A 19,021-nucleotide genomic window follows, 5' to 3' on the forward strand; every position below is an offset into this window, starting at 1 on the left:
GAGCGCGGCATCGACTGGTTCCGCAGCAACGTCATCACCAAGGTGCCGTTCCCGCATCCCGGCGTGATGCGCGACGTTTATCCGGGATTCCTGCAGCTCAGTGGCTTCATCAGCATGAACCTCGACCGCCACACCGACGCCCACAAGAACCTGTTCAAGAATCTGGTGAAGGGCGACGGCGACCTGGTCGACAAGCACCGCGACTTCTACGACGAATATCTCGCGGTGATGGATCTGAGCGCGGAGTATTATCTGCAGACCGTCGACCTCGTCTTCGTCAAGCATGCGCTGCCGAAAGGCGAGATGACCCATCGCGGCAAGCCGGTCGATCCGTCGAAGATCACGCGCGTGGCGCTGATGACGGTGGAAGGCGAGAACGACGATATCTCCGGTCTAGGACAAACCGAAGCAACGCACGGACTATGCAGCGCGATTCCCGATCATCTCCGGGTGCATTACGTGCAAAAGGGCGTCGGTCATTACGGCGTGTTCAACGGATCGCGCTTCAAATCTGAAATCGTGCCGCGCATTTCCGATTTCATGGTGTCGTCCGCGATTGCGAAGCCCGCATTGGCCGTGGCGGCGGAATAAATCCGCGATTTCAAGCAGGCGCTGGCCTGCTTGCGACGCGAAGCGCGGTGGTAGGCGCCGATTCGGCTGGGCGAATAACCCTCTGAATTGACCACGGAAATCCGGATTCATCGCCGCCTGAAGGAATGAGTTTAATTTCATCCTTTGGGGGGCCTTGGAACCCGGTTTGGCGGCCCGAAAATTTTGTTCCGACCCCTTCCTGTAGAGGCAGCATCGGCGGCTAGCCCCTGTATATTGGGCAAATGATTTGTTTTTGCGCCGGCCGATTTACCTGGCTGAGGATGTGGCAGAATCCGGGCGTACTCCTGCCCCCCGGACTGTCAGACATGGCTACTCGCGCGCTCCTCTATCGGCGGCCTGCCGAACCCTCGACACTTTTGGTCAAACACGGCTCCCAAATCTACTCGGTGAGGCTGCGCCGGCATCGCCGCGCGCGGCGATATACGTTGCGCATTCATCCAACCGATCGCGAAGCGATCCTCACCATGCCGCCGCGCGGCACCATTGCCGAGGCCAAGGACTTCGCACGGCTGCATGGCGGCTGGATCGCCGCGCGTCTTGGCCGTCTTCCGAAGGCCGCGCCGTTTGTCGCAGGCACACAGGTTCCATTGCGCGGTGTTGCGCATCGCATCGTGCATCGCGCCAGCGAGCGCGGCACGGTGTGGACCGAAACGCGCGACAGCGGCGAGAAGATCCTCTGCGTCGCCGGAGGTGCGGAGCACATGGAGCGCCGGGTCCATGATTACCTCAAGCGCGAGGCGCGCAAGGATCTGCAAAAGGCCTCGCTGGCTTACGCCGGCGAACTCGGGGTCCGGGTCAAGCGGGTGTCGATCCGCGATCAATCGAGCCGCTGGGGTTCCTGCACCGCTGCGGGTTCGCTGTCGTTCTCATGGCGGCTGATCCTGGCGCCGCCCTTCGTGCTCGACTATCTCGCCGCCCATGAAGTGGCGCATCTCGTCGAGATGAACCATTCGGCGCGATTCTGGCGCGTGGTCGCCAAGGTGTGCCCGTCGGTCGAACGCGCCAAGAACTGGCTCGATACCCACGGCAACGACCTGCATCGTTACGGGATTCAGGATTAGGGTACTGTCGTAACATCGGCCATCACCACGCTCGACACCGTCATCGCCCGCGAAAGCGGGCGATCAGTATTCCAGGGCATTGGTGTTGAACCTGGAAGCTGCGGCATACTGGATACTCCGCTGGAGCCTGTCATCGGGCTCGCCGGAGGCGAGACCCGGTGGCGGAGTCGGCAGGGAAGCCAAGTCTGTACTTTGCATGGGGTTGTTTTCGATATTTGCCTGCCACGGGGAAATCGGTAGGCAAGTCGCCTCGCTCAATTCCCACCGAACAACCGCTGCACCAGCCAGCCATCCAATCCCGCCGCCGCTTCCGGTCGCGACGAGTTCGAGGGGCGCGTCGGCGGCGGCCGATATCCACCGGCTTGCGGCAATGGCGCGAGTGACGCCGAGGCCGGTGGTGGATATGGCGCGGTGATCTGCGATGCCGTGACTTGCGGACTAGGCTGCGGTCCACTGGGCGGTTGTGGCGCGGCTTGCGCGAAATTCGAGAAGAAGCCCGGGGCTTGCGAATTCGGCAGGGCTGCGACCGGCACGCCTTGATGCGCCGCTTTCATGAAGCGGGTCCAGATCTCGACCGGCAAGCCGCCGCCGGTGGCCTTCTTGGTCGGCGAGCTGTCGTCGTTGCCGAGCCAGACGCCGGTCACCAGCTTCGAAGTGTAGCCGATGAACCAGGCGTCGCGGAAATCCTGACTGGTGCCGGTCTTGCCGGCCGCCATCCAGCCCGGCAGCTCGGCCTTGTGCGCGGTACCGCTGAGCAGGGTCTCCTGCATCATGGTGTTCATCATCGCGACATTGCGCGGGTCGATCACCTGGCCCAACTGGTCGGGCGGACGCGAATACAGCACCTTGCCAGCGCTGGTGCGGATCTTGAGCACGACGTGCGGGGAGGCGCCCTGGCCGCCATTGGCGAACGGCACATAGGCGCCGACCAGTTCGGTCAACGAGACTTCCGAGGTGCCCAAGGCGATCGAGGCATTGGGTTCCAGTTTAGAGGCAATGCCGAGCCGGTGCGCAGTGCGCACCACATTGTTGGGGCCGACTTCCAGGCCGAGCCGCACCGCGACCGTATTGAGCGACATCGACAGCGCCTGCGTCAGCGTGACCGCGCCGAGATATTGGTGCTCGAAATTCTCCGGCTTCCAGCCCTTGACGTTGAGCGGCGCGTCCTGCCGGAGGGTGTCCGGCGTCAGCCCGGCCTCGATCGCCGTCAGATAGACGAACGGCTTGAACGCGGAACCCGGCTGCCGCCTCGCGGTTACCGCGCGGTTGTACTGGCTCTCGGCATAATTGCGGCCGCCGACCATCGCGCGCACCGCGCCGTCCGGCGTCATCGCCACCAGCGCGCCCTGGCTGACATTGAATTTCACGCTCTTGGCCGCGAGTTCGTCGATCACCGAGGCCTCGGCGATGGCTTGCAGTTTCGGATCGATCGAGGTTTCGACCACGATGTCCTGATCGATCTGGCCGACCAAATCGTCGAGCACCTCGCCGATCCAGTCGGCGACGTAATTGACGGTGCCGGCGCCCGCCGCCTTCACATTGTAGGAGCCGTGCCCGGTCGAGGCTTGCGCCTGCGCCTCGGTGATGAAGCCCGCATCGGTCATCGCGGCGAGCACGAGCTGCGCGCGCTTTTCGGCACCTTCGGGATTGCGGTTCGGCGCCAGCCGCGACGGCGATTTGACGAGGCCGGCCAGCATCGCGGCCTCCGATATCGTCACGTTCTTGGCCGACTTGCCGAAATAGCGCTGCGCCGCCGCCTCGACGCCATAGGCGCCGGAACCGAAATAGACCCGGTTGAGATAGAGCTCGAGAATCTCGGCCTTCGAGTGCTTGCGCTCCAGCCAGATCGCGAGTTCGGCTTCCTGCAATTTGCGTTGCAGGGTGCGCTCCTGGGTCAGGAACAGGTTCTTGGCGAGCTGCTGCGTCAAGGTCGAGCCGCCTTGCGAGACGCCGCGATGCAGCACGTTGGTGACCGCCGCGCGCAAAATGCCCCAGGGATCGACGCCGTAATGCGAATAGAACCGGCGGTCTTCGATGGCGATGAAGGCTTTCGGCAGATAAGGCGGCATATCCTTCAGCGCGATATTGGCGCCGGCCATTTCGCCGCGGGTCGCCAGCACGCTGCCGTCGAGGCCGGTGATCTGGATGGTCGGCGGGCGCTTCGGAATTTCCAGCGACTGGATTGGCGGCAGATGCGCGCCGACATAGACGACGCCGCCGGCGACCGCGATCATCCCCCACAGGCCAAGTACCGCGCCCCAATAAAACAAGCGGGAGACGCTAAAGCGCGATTTCGATCGGCGCTTGGCGCCACTGCGGGGTGTGCGCGGCTTGCGATCGAGCGCAGGCGCGGCGCCGTCGTCATCGGGCTTGCTTTTGGCGGGTGATTTTTTCGGTTTGCTGTCGGCGCTCGGGATACGGTCTTCGGGACCAAGGCGCAAATCGCTGAGCGCCGCGGCCAGCCCGAAGAGCGGCTCCTTGCGTCCGCTGCTTTTTTTCCGCCCCAACGCCATCCGAAAAACGCCCACGCCAACTCGGCGCACGCTAGCGTTCGGAGTTTAAGGGCCGGTTACGCAGAGGTTAATGCGGGATTAGCAGGTCCGGCGGCGGGTGCGTGGAACCAGGCTAATTGTATCAGGATAGCCGATTTGCGGCGCGGCGGAGAGCATGTCAAAAACAATTGCTTTACGAATGGGGCAAATGAGGCACGACATGGGCCATATCGATCCGACCAAGGAAGTGTTCGCGCAATTTCGGGCCGATGATCGTCCGGGCCCGATTCACATGCTCAATTTGGTCCGGCTACGGCCGCAGGCCGCCTATCCCGACGGCCGCCAGGCGACCGGCGCGGAAGCCTACGCGGCCTATGGCAGGGAAAGCGGCCCGGTGTTTGAACGGCTGGGCGGCCGGATCGTCTGGCAGGGGCGGTTCGAATTGATGCTGATCGGGCCTTCGGAAGAACGCTGGGATCATTGCTTCATCGCCGAATATCCGAGCGTTGCGGCTTTCGCCGAGATGATCCGCGATCCGGTCTACCGCGAAGCGGTGAAGCATCGCCAGGCCGCGGTCGAGGATTCGCGCCTGATCCGGCATGCGGCACTTCCGGTCGGCAAGACGTTCGGCGAGATTCCGAAATAGCGGTCCGCAAATGCAAATCGGCGGCCCCGCAGGACCGCCGATCATCGCTTCAAACGAAATGCAGGCCGCTCAGCCCGCCGCGCCGGTATCTTCCAGGATCGGGCCGAACAATTCCCAGCGCTCGCCGTTGAACTTCATCATCTGAAGCTGCTTGTTGACGCGGTAATCGTTCGGCGCGGTGTTGCCCTTGATTCCCGGCAACGCCAGATCGAGCTCGACGTTCTTCAAGTTGGTGGCCTGCTTCAGCACGTTTTCGCGGGTCAAATCGTCGCCGCACTGCTTGAGCACATGCACCATCAACTGAGAGGTCGAATAGCCGTAGGTGTTGAAGTTCGAGTTCTTGTCGCCGTCGGGATAGTACTTCGCCATGAACTCGAGATAACGCTTCATGCCGGGATCATCCTTCCATTGCGGGTCGCCCGGATCCTTGCCGTAATTCGTGCTGATCAGGCCCTTGGAAGCGTCCAGGCCCGCCGGCTGCAACACCGCGCCGACCGAGGTGGCGTTGATGTCGACGATATGGATCGGATGCCAGCCGAGTTCGGCGATTTTCTTGATCGCCTGTGCGGCCTGCTTCGGCGTTGACGCGCTGAAGAACAGATCGGCCCCGGCGTCCTTGATCTTGAGCACCTGGGAATCGATGGTCGGGTCGGAGACCTCGTAGGAGGCTTCGGCGACGATCATCTTGGCCGCCTTGTCGCCGAGTCCGGCTTTGATGCCGTTCAAATAGTCCTTGCCGAGATCGTCGTTCTGGTAGAGCACGCCGACCTTGGCGTCGGGATGTTCTTTCAGAATGTACTGGCCGTAGATTCGGCCCTCGACGAAGTAGTTGGGGTTGAAGCCGAGCGTCCAGGGGAAGTTCTTCGGGTCGGTGAATTTCGATGCGCCGGTGGCGGCGAACATCTGCGGCACCTTCTTGGCGTTGAGGTATTTCTGGACCGCCGCGTTGGAAGGCGTGCCGATGATCTGGAAGGTCAGCAGCACTTCGTCGTCCTCGACCAGCTTGCGCACCTGCTCGACCGCCTTGGGCGGGCTATAGGCGTCGTCATACTGGATCAGGTTGATCTTGCGGCCGTTCACGCCGCCCTGGTCGTTGATCATCTTGAAATAGGCCGCCTGGGCCTTGCCGATGCTGGCATAGGCCGAGGCCGGCCCGCTGAACGGCACGGTCTGCCCGATCTTGATTTCGGTATCGGTCGCGCCGCTATCGTATTTCTTTTGCGCGTAGGCCGATGACGCCGACAGGGCGATCGTGACCGCCGCACCGGCGAACAGATGAAAAAGGCCGTTCCTCATGTCGCTGCTTCCTCACATTTTCGGGATTGTATCGACGGTCTTTTCCGAAAAGGGTTTTGTCAGCCCCAGCCGGACGCCATCGCTGCCGCGAGTGTGGCGGAACGGATTTGGCAATGCAAGAACATGCCGGCCGGAAAGATCAGCGTTTCTAAGCCAGTAAAAGCAGAATGAGCGCGATCGCGGCGGGCGCCGCCTGCACCAACAGAATCCTGCGGCTGACGGTGGCGGCGCCGTAAATGCCGGCCACGATCACGCACAGCAAAAAGAACGCCTTGGTCTCAAATGCGAAGGCCGGGACCGGCTGCACCAGCCCCCAGATCAGCCCCGCAGCGAGAAAGCCGTTGTACAGCCCCTGATTGGCGGCGAGCACGGCGGAGTCGGCCGCCTTCTCGGGCGAATTGCGAAACGTCTTCAGGCCGAGCGGTTTGGTCCAGAGAAACATCTCCAGCACCAGGAAGTAGAGATGCAATGCGGCGACCAGCGCCACCAGCAGATTGGCGATCCAGATCATGTCGTGTCCCCCCGGTTTCGGAGGGACACTAACACGATCTATCGCGCGGGCACTTCGTCGTTCGCCAGCAGATAAGTCGACGCGCTGGATTGATGAGATGAGATTAGATCAAGCGATAGCAGCAACGGGAGCGCGCTCCCTCTCCCGTTGGGAGAGGGTTGGGGTGAGGGGTTACGGCCTCTCGTTAAGCGCCCCTCACCCGATTTGCTGCGCAAATCGACCTCTCCCCGGCGGGGAGAGGTGGCTGAAATACCGAGCCAGACCGACTCAATTAAAAGCCATCCCGCTCTGGGATCACGCCTTGACGTGCAATTGGTAATGGCCGGCGGCGCATTTGTAGCGCTCCAGCGTCCAGTCGGCGTGGTAGATCGGATGCTCGGACATCCATTTCGACACACCGATCTGCCCTTGGATCATGCAGCTTTGTAAGCTGATGTCACTTTTTGAACTGTCGGTGACGATTTCTTCGACACAAGCGTTCGGCGACCCCGCCAAACCGTGGCAGAGAACGGCAACAAGCGTAACGAACATCGGGCCTCCTGAATCCGGCAATTAATGTTGCAATGCAATATGCAAGCCGGATGCCAGCTTCAGCGCCGTAGAATCACGGGGCCGGTGTATCGATAGTGGCAGACGAAATCGATGAAATTTCAGTCGCTTACGCCGCCGGCTGGGTCGCGGCTTCGTCGTTCACCAAAAGATGGATCAGCGCGCTCTTGATCGCGGCCTGCCGGGTCGGCGCGTTGATCTGCGCGCCGAGCAGGTCGGTGACATAGAACACGTCGCGGGCGCGCTCGCCGAAGGTCGCGACATGGGCCGACGCAATGTTGAGGTTCAGTTTCGAGATCGCGGTGGTCAATTGATACAGCAGGCCAGGCCGGTCGAGGCCTGACACCTCGATCACCGTGTAGCGATCCGACCACTGGTTGTTGATGATGACTTCCGGTTCGACCACGAACGGCCGTGTCCTGCCGCGGCTGGCGGCGCGGCGCGCCACCACCTCGGGCAAACGCAATTTGCCTTCCAGCACGTCCTCGATCATTTCGCCGATCCGGGTCGCACGGCGGCCTTCGTCCTCGTCGCGATCGTATTCACGCGTGATCGCGATGGTATCGAGCGCGCGTCCGTCGGTCGTGGTGTAGATCTGCGCGTCGACGATGTTGGCGCCGGCGGAGGCACAGGCGCCGGCGATGATCGACAGCAGCCAGGGGTGATCGACCGCGAGAATGGTCAATTCGGTGACGCCGCGCGCTTCGTCGAACCCGACATTGATCGCAAGCTTGTGGCCGGCTTCCTCGTTGGTCTTGATGAAGCGGGCGTGCCGGATCTTGCGCGGCAATTCGACCTTGAGCCAGTACGCCGGATAATGCCGCGAGACGTAGGCGTTGAGTTCCGGCTCCGGCCACTCGGTGAAGGCCGCGCGAAATTCCCGCTGCGCCACCTCGATGCGCTGCGCGCGGTTGACCTCCGAGAAGCCGCCGGTCAGCACCGGTTCGGTTTCGTAATACAGCGTGCGCAACAGTTGCGCCTTCCAGCCGTTCCAGACGCCGGGACCGACGCCGCGGATGTCGGCGGTGGTCAGGATCGTCAGCAGCTTCATCTGCTCGACCGATTGCACCACGGCGGCAAAATTCTCGATGGTCTTGCGGTCGGACAGGTCGCGCGATTGCGCCACCGTCGACATGGTCAGATGCTCCTCGATCAGCCAGGCGATCAGTTCGGTGTCGGCGGCATTGAAACCGAGCCGCGGGCACAGCCGCCGCGCCACCTTGGCGCCGGCGATCGAATGATCCTCGGGCCGGCCCTTGGCGATGTCGTGCAGCAGCACGGTGATGTAGATCACCGCGCGATGCTCGGGGCGGATCTTGCGCATCAGATCGCTGGCGACGGTGAACTCCTCGTTGCCGCCGCGTTCGATGTCCTGCAAATAGCCGACGCAGCGCAACAGATGCTCGTCCACCGTATAGTGATGGTACATGTTGAACTGCATCATCGACACGATCTTGCCGAAGGCGCGAATGAAGTGACCGAGCACGCCGGTCTCGTTCATGCGCCGCAGCACGATCTCGGCGTCGTTCGACGTCAGAATCTCCATGAACAGCCGGTTGGCTTCCGGATTTTCGCGAAGCTGGGTGTTGATCAGCTTCAGCGATCGCGTCACCGTGCGCATCGCGTCGGGATGAAAGGCCAGGTTGTTTTTCTGCGCCAGCCGAAAGATCCGGATCAGATTGACCGGATCGTGCTTGAAGACATCGGGTGCTGCGAGATTGATGCGGTTGTTGTCGATGATGAAATCGTCGCTGTCGGGCACCCGCCGCCGTTGGATCGAGGGCCGCAACCGCGCCATCATGCGGCTCAGCACCGGCGCCGGCTTGGCCTGCTGGTCTTCCAGCTTGGCGCACAGGAAGGCGGTGAGATCGCCGACGTCCTTGGCGATCAGGAAATAGTGCTTCATGAAGCGTTCGACATCCTGCATGCCGGGATGCGAGGTGTAGCCGAGCCGGACCGCGATCTCGCGCTGCAGGTCGAACGACAGCCGCTCTTCGGCGCGGCCGGTGCAGAAATGGATGTTGCAGCGGACCGACCACAGGAAATCCGAACAGCGGCGGAAGATGCGGTATTCCTCGGCGTCGAACACCCCGCGTTCGAGCAGTTCGTCAGTCTCGCGCACCCGGTAGACGTATTTCGCAATCCAGAACAGCGTATGCAGGTCGCGCAAGCCGCCCTTGCCGTCCTTGACGTTGGGCTCGACCAGATAGCGCGATTGCCCGGCGCGGCGGTGACGCTCCTCGCGTTCGGCGAGCTTGGCGGTGACGAATTCGGCCGCGGTGCCCTGCACCACCTCGCGGTCGAACCGCTCGAGCAGCTCGTTATAGAGCGGCTGGTCGCCGGTCAGGAACCGGGTCTCGAGGATCGCGGTGCGGATCGTCATGTCGCCGCGGGCCTGCCGGATCGATTCATCGACCGAGCGCGTGGCGTGGCCGACCTTCAATCCCATGTCCCACAGGCAATACAGGATGGCTTCCGCGACCTGCTCGCCCCAGGCAGTCTGCTTGTAGGGCAGGATGAACAACAGATCGATGTCGGATTCCGGCGCCATCAATCCGCGGCCGTAGCCGCCGGTGGCGACCACGGCCATCCGCTCGGCGCCGGACGGGATCGGCGAGCGATAGAGATGGCGGGTGGCCGCGGCGTAGAGGATGCGGATGATCTCGTCCTGGACGAAGCATAGCCGTTCCGCGCAGCGCCGGCCGTGACGGTCTTTGAGCAAGATCGCCTGCGCCGCCGCGCGGGCCGCGATCAACTCGGCCTTCAGGAGTTGCGCCATCGCGGCGCGAAACACATCCTCGCGGCCGGCATGTTGTTCGGCGAGCGCATCGAGCGCGGCGGTAACCCGCGCGGTATCGAAACGCTCGTCCGCGCGAGGGCGGCTCTCGGTGACAACGCTGTCCATGACCTACCCCGATATCGGACGCCAACGGTGCTGTCACGGGCCATTGTGCGATAACAGCTGTTACATGCTGCGTTCACGCCGATTTTAGCAAAGCTGTCCTCATCGACGCGCCCTGACGGTGCGTATTTTCTCATTGACGAACTCGCCTAACTCATTGAAATAAAATATGTTTTAAGATCGAATCCGAAAAGGGAGCTTTCACCATGGCCAGAATTTCACGGCGCGCTTTGGCCGCATCGATCGCGCTCTGGGCGCTGCTGCCCGGTGGGGCCTCTGCCGCCGATGCGCTCAAGGAGATTCGCATCGATTGGGCGACCTACAATCCGGTGTCGCTGGTCCTCAAGCAGAAGGGCCTGCTGGAAAAGGAATTCGCCAAGGACGGCATCAGCATCGTCTGGGTGCAATCGGCCGGTTCCAACAAGGCGCTCGAATTCCTCAACGCCGGCTCGATCGATTTCGGTTCGACCGCGGGCTCGGCGGCACTGGTGGCCCGGATCAACGGCAACCCGATCAAGTCGATCTATGTCTATTCGCGCCCGGAATGGACGGCGCTGGTCACCGCCAAGGACTCCAAGATCGCGACCGTCGCCGACCTCCGGGGTAAGCGCGTCGCGGTGACGCGCGGCACCGATCCGCACATCTTCCTGGTGCGCGCGCTGCTCGGCGCGGGCCTTTCCGAAAAGGACATCACGCCGGTGCTGTTGCAGCACGCCGACGGCAAGACCGCGCTGATCCGCGGCGACGTCGATGCATGGGCGGGGCTCGATCCGATGATGGCGCAGGCCGAGATCGAGGACGGCGCCAAACTGTTCTTCCGGGATCCGGCGGCCAATACCTGGGGCATCCTCAATGTGCGCGAGCAGTTCCTGAAGGATAATCCGGACGTGGTTCGCCGCGTGCTCGCGACCTACGAAGAGGCGCGCAAATATTCGGTGGTGAATTACGACGACCTGAAGAAGACTTTTATCGCGGTCACCAAATTGCCGGACAGCGTCGTCGACAAGCAGCTCAAGGAGCGCACCGACCTCAGCCATAACCGGATCGGTGCGCCGCAGCGCGAGTCCATCCTGGCCGCCGGCATTGCATTGCAGCAGGCCGGCGTGATCGACGCCAAGGTCGACGTCAAGGCCACGCTCGACGCCCTGATCGACGACCAGGTTCCACTGCCGACGAATTGAGGAAGGGGGCTGCGTCGTCCCCGCGAACGCGGGGACCCATAACCCTGGCCTCTATGTTTAAAGAAGGCCATGACCACCGAGCACAAACACGAACGTCACGGCGTATGGGTCCCGGCGTTCGCCGGGACGACGAGAGGATGTCTCCACCACCTTGCAATCCCTCGCCGGACGCGGTTTGGCTATCGCCATGACGGTTGAACTGTCCGCACCAGCACAGACCGAAGTGATACCCGCCGCGTCCAGCCGGCTGCGCCGCTACGCGCGACCGGCGTTGGGGCTGTTGCTGCCGGTCGGCGTGGCGCTGGTCTGGGAAATGATGGTCTGGCTCGGTCTCTCCAATGGGCGGCTGGTGCCGCCGCCATCAAAAATTTTCGCGACCATCGTCGAGCTCGCGCGGAGCGGCGAACTCACGCATCATATCGTGGCGACGCTGAGCCGGGTGTTCGCGGGCTTCGCCCTTGGCGTGGTCGCGGGCACGCTGCTCGGCGCCGTCTCCGGCTACTGGGGTCTGGCGCGCCGGCTGCTCGATCCGACCGTGCAGGCGTTGCGCGCGATCCCATCGATCGCCTGGGTGCCGCTGTTCATCCTGTGGCTCGGCATTTTCGAAACCTCGAAAGTCGCGCTGATCGCGGTCGGGGTGTTTTTCCCGGTCTATCTCGGGGTGATGGGCGCCATTCTTTCGGTCGATCGCAAGATCGTCGAGGTCGGCCGCACGTTTCGGCTAAGCGGCCCGGCGATGATCCGCCGCATCCTGCTGCCGGCGGTGTTGCCGGCCTATGTCGTCGCGCTGCGGGTGGGTCTTGGGCTGGGCTGGATGTTCGTCGTCGCCGCCGAATTCATGGGCGCGTCCGAAGGCCTTGGTTATTTGCTGATCGACGGCCAGCAACTCGGCAAACCGGCGCAGATCCTGGCCGCGATCGTGATCTTCGCCGTGCTCGGCAAGACCACCGATTGGCTGATCGAGATCGGCTTTGCACCACTGTTGCGTTGGCAGGACGCCTTCGGCCGCCAAAGCGGAGCGGCCTGATGCTGGTGCTCGATCGCGTGAGCAAGATCTACCCGAACGGCGTCAACGCGCTGGAGCGCTTTTCGGCCGAGATCAGGCTCGGCGAAATCGTCGCCATCATCGGCGGTTCCGGCTGCGGCAAGTCGACCTTGCTGCGCGCCATCGCGGGTCTCGACCGCGCCACTTCGGGCAGCGTGACGCTCGACGGGGTCGCGATCACGGCGCCGCACGCCAAGATCGGCATCATCTTTCAGGAGCCACGGTTGCTGCCCTGGCTCAGCGTCGCCGACAATATCGGCTTTGGGCTGTCGGACTTGCCGCGCGCGCTTCGCCGCGACAAGGTCGCAGGCGCGCTGGCGCGGGTTGGCCTTGCCGACAAGGCCACTGCATGGCCGCGCGAATTGTCCGGCGGGCAGGCGCAGCGCGTCGCGATCGCCCGCGCGCTGGTGCCGCAGCCGGAGGTGCTGCTGCTGGACGAACCGTTCTCCGCGCTCGATGCGTTCACCCGCCGCGACCTGCAAGATCATCTGCTCGATCTGTGGGCCGACACCCGGCCCACTTTGGTGCTGGTCACGCATGACGTCGATGAGGCCGTGGTGCTGGCCGATCGCGTCTTTGTCATGCGGCCGCGGCCCGGCCGGCTGTTTGAGGAGATCACCATCAATCTGGCGCGGCCGCGCGACCGCACTTCCGAATTGTTCGGCAATTTCAAACGCCGGGTGCTGACCGCGCTCGATCGGTCGCTGGACCGCAACGTGCCCGATCGCGTGGCGAAATCGAATGCCGGCGAAGCGATGTGGTGGTGACGATGTGTGACGTTGCGTGGTGACATCTGGTGGTGACATGGGCCCCGCGACCCATTACATCCGGTAGCGCATAAAACTCCGGGAGAAACAACAATGGACGCCGCCACACTCCGCGCCACCCAGGCCCCGATCAAGGATCGCTACAAGACCGATCCGGCCTCCGCGATGATTACGCTCAAAGCCAAGGGCTCGATCGACAACGAGGGCATTGCTTGCAAGGTCGAAACCGGCCGCGCGCTCGCGGTCGCCGGCCTGCATCCGGCCACCGGCGGATCGGGGCTCGAATTGTGTTCCGGCGACATGCTGCTCGAAGCGCTGGTGGCCTGCGCCGGCGTGACCTTGAAATCGGTCGCCACCGCGATCGAAATTCCGCTCAAAACGGGCAACGTGATTGCCGAAGGCGATCTCGATTTCCGCGGCACGCTCGGCGTCGACAAGGAAGCCCCGGTCGGCTTCGCCGAAATCCGCCTGCGCTTCGACGTCGCTACCGACGCGCCGCAGGACAAGCTCGATCTCCTGCTGAAACTCACCGAGCGCTATTGCGTGGTCTACCAGACCATCAAGAACGGCCCCAAGGTCTCGGTATCGATGCACAGGGTGTGAGATTTGCCCTTCACCCTCCCCTGGAGGGGGAGGGTCGCCGTCCCCGGCGACGCGCAGCGTCGTCCGGTAGAGGCGGGGTGGGGTGGAGCCAGTTAAAGCGGCGACGCCTCGTACCATCACCTCGCCACCCCACCCCGTCTCACATTCCGCTGCGCTCCATGTGAGCCGACCCTCCCCCTCCAGGGGAGGGTAAGAAAGCGCTCCGAGCCTTCATGTCCCCCGAACTCATCTTCCTCCTGACGCTCGGCTTGCGCATGGCGATCACCGCGATGTTCGTGGTGTCGGCGTCGATCATCACCGAGCGCTCGGGGCCGGTGATCGGCGCGCTGGTGGCGACCTTGCCGATTTCGGCGGGGCCGTCTTATGTCTTCCTGGCGCTCGATCACGACGCGGCGTTCGTAGCCCAAGGCGCGCTGGCGAGCTTGCCGATCAACGCCGCCACGATTTTCCTTGGCCTTGTTTATGTCGTGCTGGCGCAGCGCCATAGCGGGCTTGTCAGTTGGGCGTGCGCGGCCGCGGTCTGGATCGCGCTGGCTTTCGGGGTGCGCATGATCCATTGGTCGCTCATCGGCGGGCTGATCGTGAATGTGATTGCGTTTGCGATCTGCATCCCGCTGCTGGCGCGATATCGGCACGTCAAGATGCCGCTGATCACCCGGCGCTGGTACGACATTCCGCTGCGCGCCTCGCTGGTCGCGATCCTGGTGGCGACGGTGGTCACGCTGTCGGGCTGGGTCGGCCCCACCATCAGCGGCATGATCGCGCTGTTTCCGGTGGTGTTCTCCAGCATGATGCTGATCCTGCATCCGCGCATCGGCGGCCCCGCGACCGCGGCGGTGGTTGCAAATTCAGGCTGGGGCTTGCTCGGCTTTGGGGCCGGCATCGCGGTGCTTCATATAGCCGTGCTGCACTTCGGCTCGGCCATCGGCCTCGGCCTCGCGCTGGCGACGTGCGTGGGCTGGAATCTGGCGCTGTGGTGGGGCGGGCGAAGGAAGGTGGCGTTGAAGATGTAGGGTGGGCAAAGGCGCTCTTGCGCCGTGCCCACCATCATTCGAATTGGTGGGCACGCTTCGCTTTGCCCACCCTACGCGCCTCGTAATGACGAGGAACGTCACTTCTTCGGCAGTTTCGCCTTCAGCGCATACAACGCATCGAGCGCCTCGCGCGGCGACATTTCGTCGGGGTGAAGCGCCTGCACGGCTGCCATCATTTGCTCGGCTTCGCTGGGTGGCGCGGGTTCGGCGGCGGCGCGCGAGGGCACGGCGAACAGCGGCAGATCATCGGCCAGCGCCTTGGCGGTCTGGCCGCGGTCCTGGGCTTCGAGTTTGGCCAGCACCGATTTGGCGCGTGCGATCACCGGCGGTGGCAGGCCCGCGAGTTTGGCGACCTGAATGCCGTAGGAACGATCGGCCGAGCCCGGCAGCACCTCGTGCAGGAACACCACATCGCCGTGCCATTCCTTGACCCGCACCGTGGCATTGAACAGCCGCGGCAGCTTGGCCGAAAGCGCGGTGAGTTCGTGGTAGTGGGTCGCGAACAGCGCGCGGCAACGATTTGATTCATGCAGATGCTCGATCGACGCCCACGCGATCGACAGGCCGTCGAAGGTCGCGGTGCCGCGGCCGATCTCGTCGAGGATCACCAGCGAGCGTTCGCTGGCCTGGTTGAGAATGACGGCGGTTTCCACCATTTCCACCATGAAGGTGGAACGGCCGCGCGCCAGATCGTCGGCGGCGCCAACCCGCGAGAACAGCCGGTCGACGATGCCGATCCGGGCGCGCGCCGCGGGGACAAAACTGCCGATCTGCGCCATCAGCGCGATCAGCGCGTTCTGCCGCAGGAAGGTCGATTTGCCCGCCATGTTCGGGCCGGTGATCAGCCAGATCTGACCTGATTTCTGCGCCGGCCCCGGCGACAAATCGCAGGCATTGGCGATGAACGGCTGGCCGTCGCGCTTGAGCGCCTGCTCGACCACCGGATGCCGGCCGCCCTCGATGGCAAAGCCCAGCGAGCCGTCGACCTCGGGCCGCACATAATTGTCGTCGATCGCGAGCTTTGCCAGCGCGGTCGCAACATCGAGCAGCGCGAACGCGTGCGCGGCGGTACGCAGATTGTCGCTGGCGGCCGTGACCATGGCATTGAGCCGGTCGAAGATTTCGAGCTCCAGCCCGAGCGCGCGATCGCCGGCATTGGCAATTTTAGCCTCGATCTCGCCGAGTTCGGAGGTGGTGAAACGAACCTGGCCCGCCAGCGTCTGGCGATGGATGAAGGTCGCATTCAGCGGCGCGGTCATCAATTTGTCGCCGTGCTGCGCCGTCACCTCGACGAAATAGCCGAGCACGTTGTTGTGGCGGATCTTCAGGCCCTTGATGCCGCAATCTTCAGCGTAACGCGCCTGCATTGCGGCGACCACCAGCCGCGAGGCGTCGCGCAGATTGCGCGTCTCGTCGAGGGCGGCTTCATAACCCTCGCGGACAAAACCGCCGTCGCGCTTGATCAGCGGCAATTGCTCGGCCAATGCGCGTTCGAATTCGCGCGCCAGATCGCGCGACGGCTGGCGCAGCGCCTCCATGATCGCGCCGATTTCCTGCGGCGGCGCTTGCAGCCGTGCGAGCTGCGCCAGCGCCGCATCGGCGGCGAGGATGCCGTCGCGCAAGCCCGCGAGATCGCGCGGGCCGCCGCGTCCGACCGACAGCCGCGCCAGCGCGCGCGACATGTCCGGCGCGGTACGCAGCACGCCGCGGAGTTGGTCGCGCACGGCGCTGTCGGCCACGAAGGCACTAATCGCATCGAGCCGCCGTGCAATCGCTGTGCTGTCGGTCAGGGGCGCTGCAAGCCGTTGCGCGAGCAGGCGCGATCCGGCAGGGGTCACCGTGCAGTCGATGGCGTCGAGCAGCGATCCGCGGCGTTCGCCGGAAAGTGTGCGCGTCAGTTCGAGATTGGCGCGGGTGGCGGGATCGATCGCCATCGTGGTGCCGGCGGCCTCGCGGCTCGGCGGCGACAGCGGTGGGCGCTTGCCGACTTGGGTGCGGTCGATATAGGTGACGGCGGCCGACGCCGCGGTCGCCTCCAGCCGCGACATCGCGGAAAGGCCGTCCATCGTGGCGACCGCAAAATAATCGCACAGCCGCCGCTCGGCGGTGGCGCTGTCGAAATAATCCCGCGTCAGCGGCGTCACCGCCGGCAGTTCGCGCAACAGCGGTCCGAGTTCGGCATCGCTGTAAAGCGCGTCGGTGACGATGACTTCGTTGGGGTTGATGCGCGCCAGCGTCGCCGCGAGTTCCGTGGTCGGACATTCCGTGACTATGAATTCGGAGGTCGAAATATCGATCCAGGCCAGCCCGACGCGGTCGCCGCCGGAGGAACCACGGGCCCGCGCGATCGCCAGCAGATAATTATTGGCCTTGGCATCCAGCAGCGTGTCTTCGGTCAGCGTGCCCGGGGTCACCAGCCGGACCACGCCGCGGCTCACCACGCTCTTGTTGCCGCGCGCGCGCGCCGCCGCCGGATTCTCGGTCTGCTCGCACACCGCGACTCGATGGCCCGCCGAGATCAGCCGATGCAGATAATCCTCGGAGCGCTCGACCGGGACGCCGCACATCGGGATATCGAGGCCCTGATGCTTGCCGCGCTTGGTCAGCACGATGCCGAGCGTTTTGGAGGCGATTTCGGCGTCCTCGAAGAACAGCTCGTAGAAATCGCCCATCCGGTAGAACAACAGCAGTCCGGGATGGGCGGCCTTGATCTCGAGGTATTGCTCCATCATCGGCGTGACGCGCGCCGGGGCTTCCGTGGCAGGCGCTTCCGTGGCCGGTGTGGACTCTGGGGGCATGGGGATGGATTGCTGGATCGTCATCGGGCGGCAAACTACAAAATTTCACCGCCCGATCCTATCGGTTTGCCGGTGATTTCAGGGTTTTCCACGCCCCGTGGGTGACGTTTAATGTGTGGCCGCGGGGCCATGCGGATCACCTCCGCCTTGCCGGCATGACCGCCCTTCCACCAAAGCGGCGCTGGTCCGCCTGATACAATTGACCTGCCGCTTGGCCGCTCCTAAAACTCGCCATCAATCCAGCCGTTATGCGTGGAAACGCGGCATTCAGGGAGAGATTCAATGGGTGATGTATTTGTGTGCGATGCCGTCCGTACCCCGATCGGCCGCTTCGGCGGGTCGCTGGCCAAGGTCCGTGCCGACGATCTGGGCGCCGCCCCGATCAAGGCGCTGATGGCGCGGCATCCCAATCTCGACTGGTCGCAGGTCGATGAGGTCTATTACGGTTGCGCCAACCAGGCCGGCGAGGACAACCGCAATGTGGCGCGAATGTCGCTGCTGCTCGCGGGGCTGCCGGACTCGGTTCCCGGCCAGACCCTGAACCGTCTGTGTGCCTCGGGCCTCGATGCGGTCGGCGCCGCGGGGCGCGCGATCCGCGCCGGCGAGATCGATCTTGCGATTGCCGGTGGCGTCGAATCGATGACGCGGGCGCCGTTCGTGATGGGCAAGGCGTCGGAAGCGTTTTCGCGCTCGGCCGATATTTTCGACACCACCATCGGCTGGCGCTTCATCAATCCTTTGATGAAGGCGCAATATGGCGTCGATGCGATGCCCGAGACCGGCGAGAATGTCGCCGAGGAATTCCAGGTGTCGCGCGCCGATCAGGACGCGTTCGCGATCCGCTCGCAGCAGCGCGCCGGCGCAGCGATCGCGGCGGGCTATTTTGCCGAGGAAATCACCCCGATCACGATTCCCGGCGGCAAGGCCGGCCCTGTTATCGTCGACAAGGACGAACATCCGCGTCCCGAAACCACGCTCGAAGCCCTGGCAAAACTCAAGCCGATCGTACGCAATCCCGGCACCGTCACGGCCGGCAACGCCTCGGGCGTCAATGACGGCGCCGCGGCGATGATCCTCGCCTCCGAAGCCGCGGTGAAAAAGCACGGGCTAACGCCGCGCGCGCGGATTCTTGGGCTGGCCTCGGCGGCGGTGCCGCCGCGCATCATGGGCATCGGCCCGGTGCCGGCGACCCGCAAGCTGATGGCGCGGCTCGGCCTGAAGATCAGCGATTTCGACCTGATCGAACTCAACGAAGCCTTTGCCTCGCAAGGCATCGCGGTTCTGCGCCAGCTCGGCGTTCAGGAAGATGCGGACTTTGTGAATCCGCATGGCGGCGCGATCGCGCTCGGCCACCCGCTCGGCATGAGCGGTGCGCGCCTCGCAATGACCGCGGTGCACGGCATGGAAAAGCGCGGCGGCAAGCGCGCGCTCGCCACCATGTGCGTCGGCGTCGGCCAGGGCGTCGCGATGGCGATCGAGATGGTGAATTGACCGTCCAACACGTCATTGCGAGGAGCGCAGCGA

The 19,021-nt window shown here is 63.9% G+C and carries 15 protein-coding genes; 9 read left to right on the forward strand and 6 right to left on the reverse strand.

What is annotated here, in order from left to right; translation table 11 throughout:
- Positions 1-591 (forward strand): polyhydroxyalkanoate depolymerase (gene phaZ / locus GSQ88_RS13080; protein WP_159008170.1); only part of this gene is annotated, 591 nt, incomplete at its 5' end.
- Between the two features lie 242 nt (positions 592-833).
- Entirely contained in the window at positions 834-1,673 is an 840-nt protein-coding gene (locus tag GSQ88_RS13085) for a M48 family metallopeptidase (RefSeq protein WP_159008171.1), read from the forward strand.
- A gap of 254 nt (positions 1,674-1,927) precedes the next feature.
- Here GSQ88_RS13085 and GSQ88_RS13090 read toward each other — a convergent pair whose 3' ends face one another.
- Positions 1,928-4,186, reverse strand: a complete 2,259-nt coding sequence (locus GSQ88_RS13090) for a transglycosylase domain-containing protein (protein ID WP_159008267.1) — start codon at positions 4,184-4,186, stop codon at positions 1,928-1,930.
- A gap of 199 nt (positions 4,187-4,385) precedes the next feature.
- On the opposite strand from GSQ88_RS13090, the gene GSQ88_RS13095 reads away from it, so the two are divergent.
- Positions 4,386-4,811 (forward strand): DUF1330 domain-containing protein, encoded by a 426-nt coding sequence (locus tag GSQ88_RS13095; RefSeq protein WP_159008268.1) that lies wholly within the window; start codon positions 4,386-4,388, stop codon positions 4,809-4,811.
- A 69-nt stretch (positions 4,812-4,880) separates the two neighbouring features.
- On the opposite strand, the gene GSQ88_RS13100 is transcribed toward GSQ88_RS13095, so the two are convergent.
- The 4 genes from GSQ88_RS13100 to GSQ88_RS13115 all read right to left on the reverse strand — a co-directional run bounded on the left by GSQ88_RS13100 (position 4,881) and on the right by GSQ88_RS13115 (position 10,072).
- On the reverse strand, positions 4,881-6,107 hold the full coding sequence (locus tag GSQ88_RS13100) for an ABC transporter substrate-binding protein (protein ID WP_159008172.1): 1,227 nt from the start codon (positions 6,105-6,107) through the stop codon (positions 4,881-4,883).
- Positions 6,108-6,255: 148 nt separating this feature from the next.
- The gene (locus tag GSQ88_RS13105) at positions 6,256-6,618 is read right to left on the reverse strand and encodes a DUF1304 domain-containing protein (protein WP_174247998.1); all 363 of its coding nucleotides are present in this window, start codon (positions 6,616-6,618) and stop codon (positions 6,256-6,258) included.
- Between the two features lie 294 nt (positions 6,619-6,912).
- A complete protein-coding gene (locus tag GSQ88_RS13110; RefSeq protein WP_159008173.1) occupies positions 6,913-7,149 on the reverse strand; it encodes a hypothetical protein in 237 nt (78 codons plus the stop codon).
- Between the two features lie 127 nt (positions 7,150-7,276).
- Positions 7,277-10,072, reverse strand: a complete 2,796-nt coding sequence (locus tag GSQ88_RS13115) for a [protein-PII] uridylyltransferase (protein WP_159008174.1) — start codon at positions 10,070-10,072, stop codon at positions 7,277-7,279.
- Positions 10,073-10,275: 203 nt separating this feature from the next.
- On the opposite strand from GSQ88_RS13115, the gene GSQ88_RS13120 reads away from it, so the two are divergent.
- From GSQ88_RS13120 to GSQ88_RS13140, 5 genes are all read left to right on the forward strand, one after another.
- On the forward strand, positions 10,276-11,250 hold the full coding sequence (locus GSQ88_RS13120; protein WP_159008175.1) for an aliphatic sulfonate ABC transporter substrate-binding protein: 975 nt from the start codon (positions 10,276-10,278) through the stop codon (positions 11,248-11,250).
- A 187-nt stretch (positions 11,251-11,437) separates the two neighbouring features.
- Positions 11,438-12,277, forward strand: a complete 840-nt coding sequence (locus GSQ88_RS13125; protein WP_159008176.1) for an ABC transporter permease — start codon at positions 11,438-11,440, stop codon at positions 12,275-12,277.
- Positions 12,277-13,062: an ABC transporter ATP-binding protein gene (locus GSQ88_RS13130; protein ID WP_159008177.1), complete on the forward strand. Its 786-nt coding sequence runs from the start codon at positions 12,277-12,279 to the stop codon at positions 13,060-13,062. Before GSQ88_RS13125 ends, GSQ88_RS13130 begins: the two co-directional genes overlap by 1 nt.
- A 93-nt stretch (positions 13,063-13,155) precedes the next feature.
- Complete coding sequence (locus GSQ88_RS13135; protein ID WP_159008178.1) at positions 13,156-13,665, forward strand: OsmC family protein; 510 nt, start codon at positions 13,156-13,158, stop codon at positions 13,663-13,665.
- A 212-nt stretch (positions 13,666-13,877) separates the two neighbouring features.
- The gene (locus tag GSQ88_RS13140) at positions 13,878-14,678 is read left to right on the forward strand and encodes a hypothetical protein (RefSeq protein WP_159008179.1); all 801 of its coding nucleotides are present in this window, start codon (positions 13,878-13,880) and stop codon (positions 14,676-14,678) included.
- A gap of 98 nt (positions 14,679-14,776) precedes the next feature.
- Here GSQ88_RS13140 and mutS read toward each other — a convergent pair whose 3' ends face one another.
- Positions 14,777-17,521 carry a DNA mismatch repair protein MutS gene (mutS, locus tag GSQ88_RS13150; RefSeq protein ID WP_159008180.1) on the reverse strand — a complete coding sequence of 915 codons (2,745 nt, stop codon included), beginning with the start codon at positions 17,519-17,521 and terminating at the stop codon, positions 14,777-14,779.
- A gap of 258 nt (positions 17,522-17,779) precedes the next feature.
- On the opposite strand from mutS, the gene pcaF reads away from it, so the two are divergent.
- Positions 17,780-18,988 (forward strand): 3-oxoadipyl-CoA thiolase, encoded by a 1,209-nt coding sequence (gene pcaF, locus GSQ88_RS13155; protein WP_159008181.1) that lies wholly within the window; start codon positions 17,780-17,782, stop codon positions 18,986-18,988.
- Positions 18,989-19,021 lie beyond the last annotated feature (33 nt).

Origin of the sequence: Bradyrhizobium sp. S69 (genome assembly GCF_009766005.1) — a bacterium.
Lineage (GTDB): Bacteria > Pseudomonadota > Alphaproteobacteria > Rhizobiales > Xanthobacteraceae > Bradyrhizobium.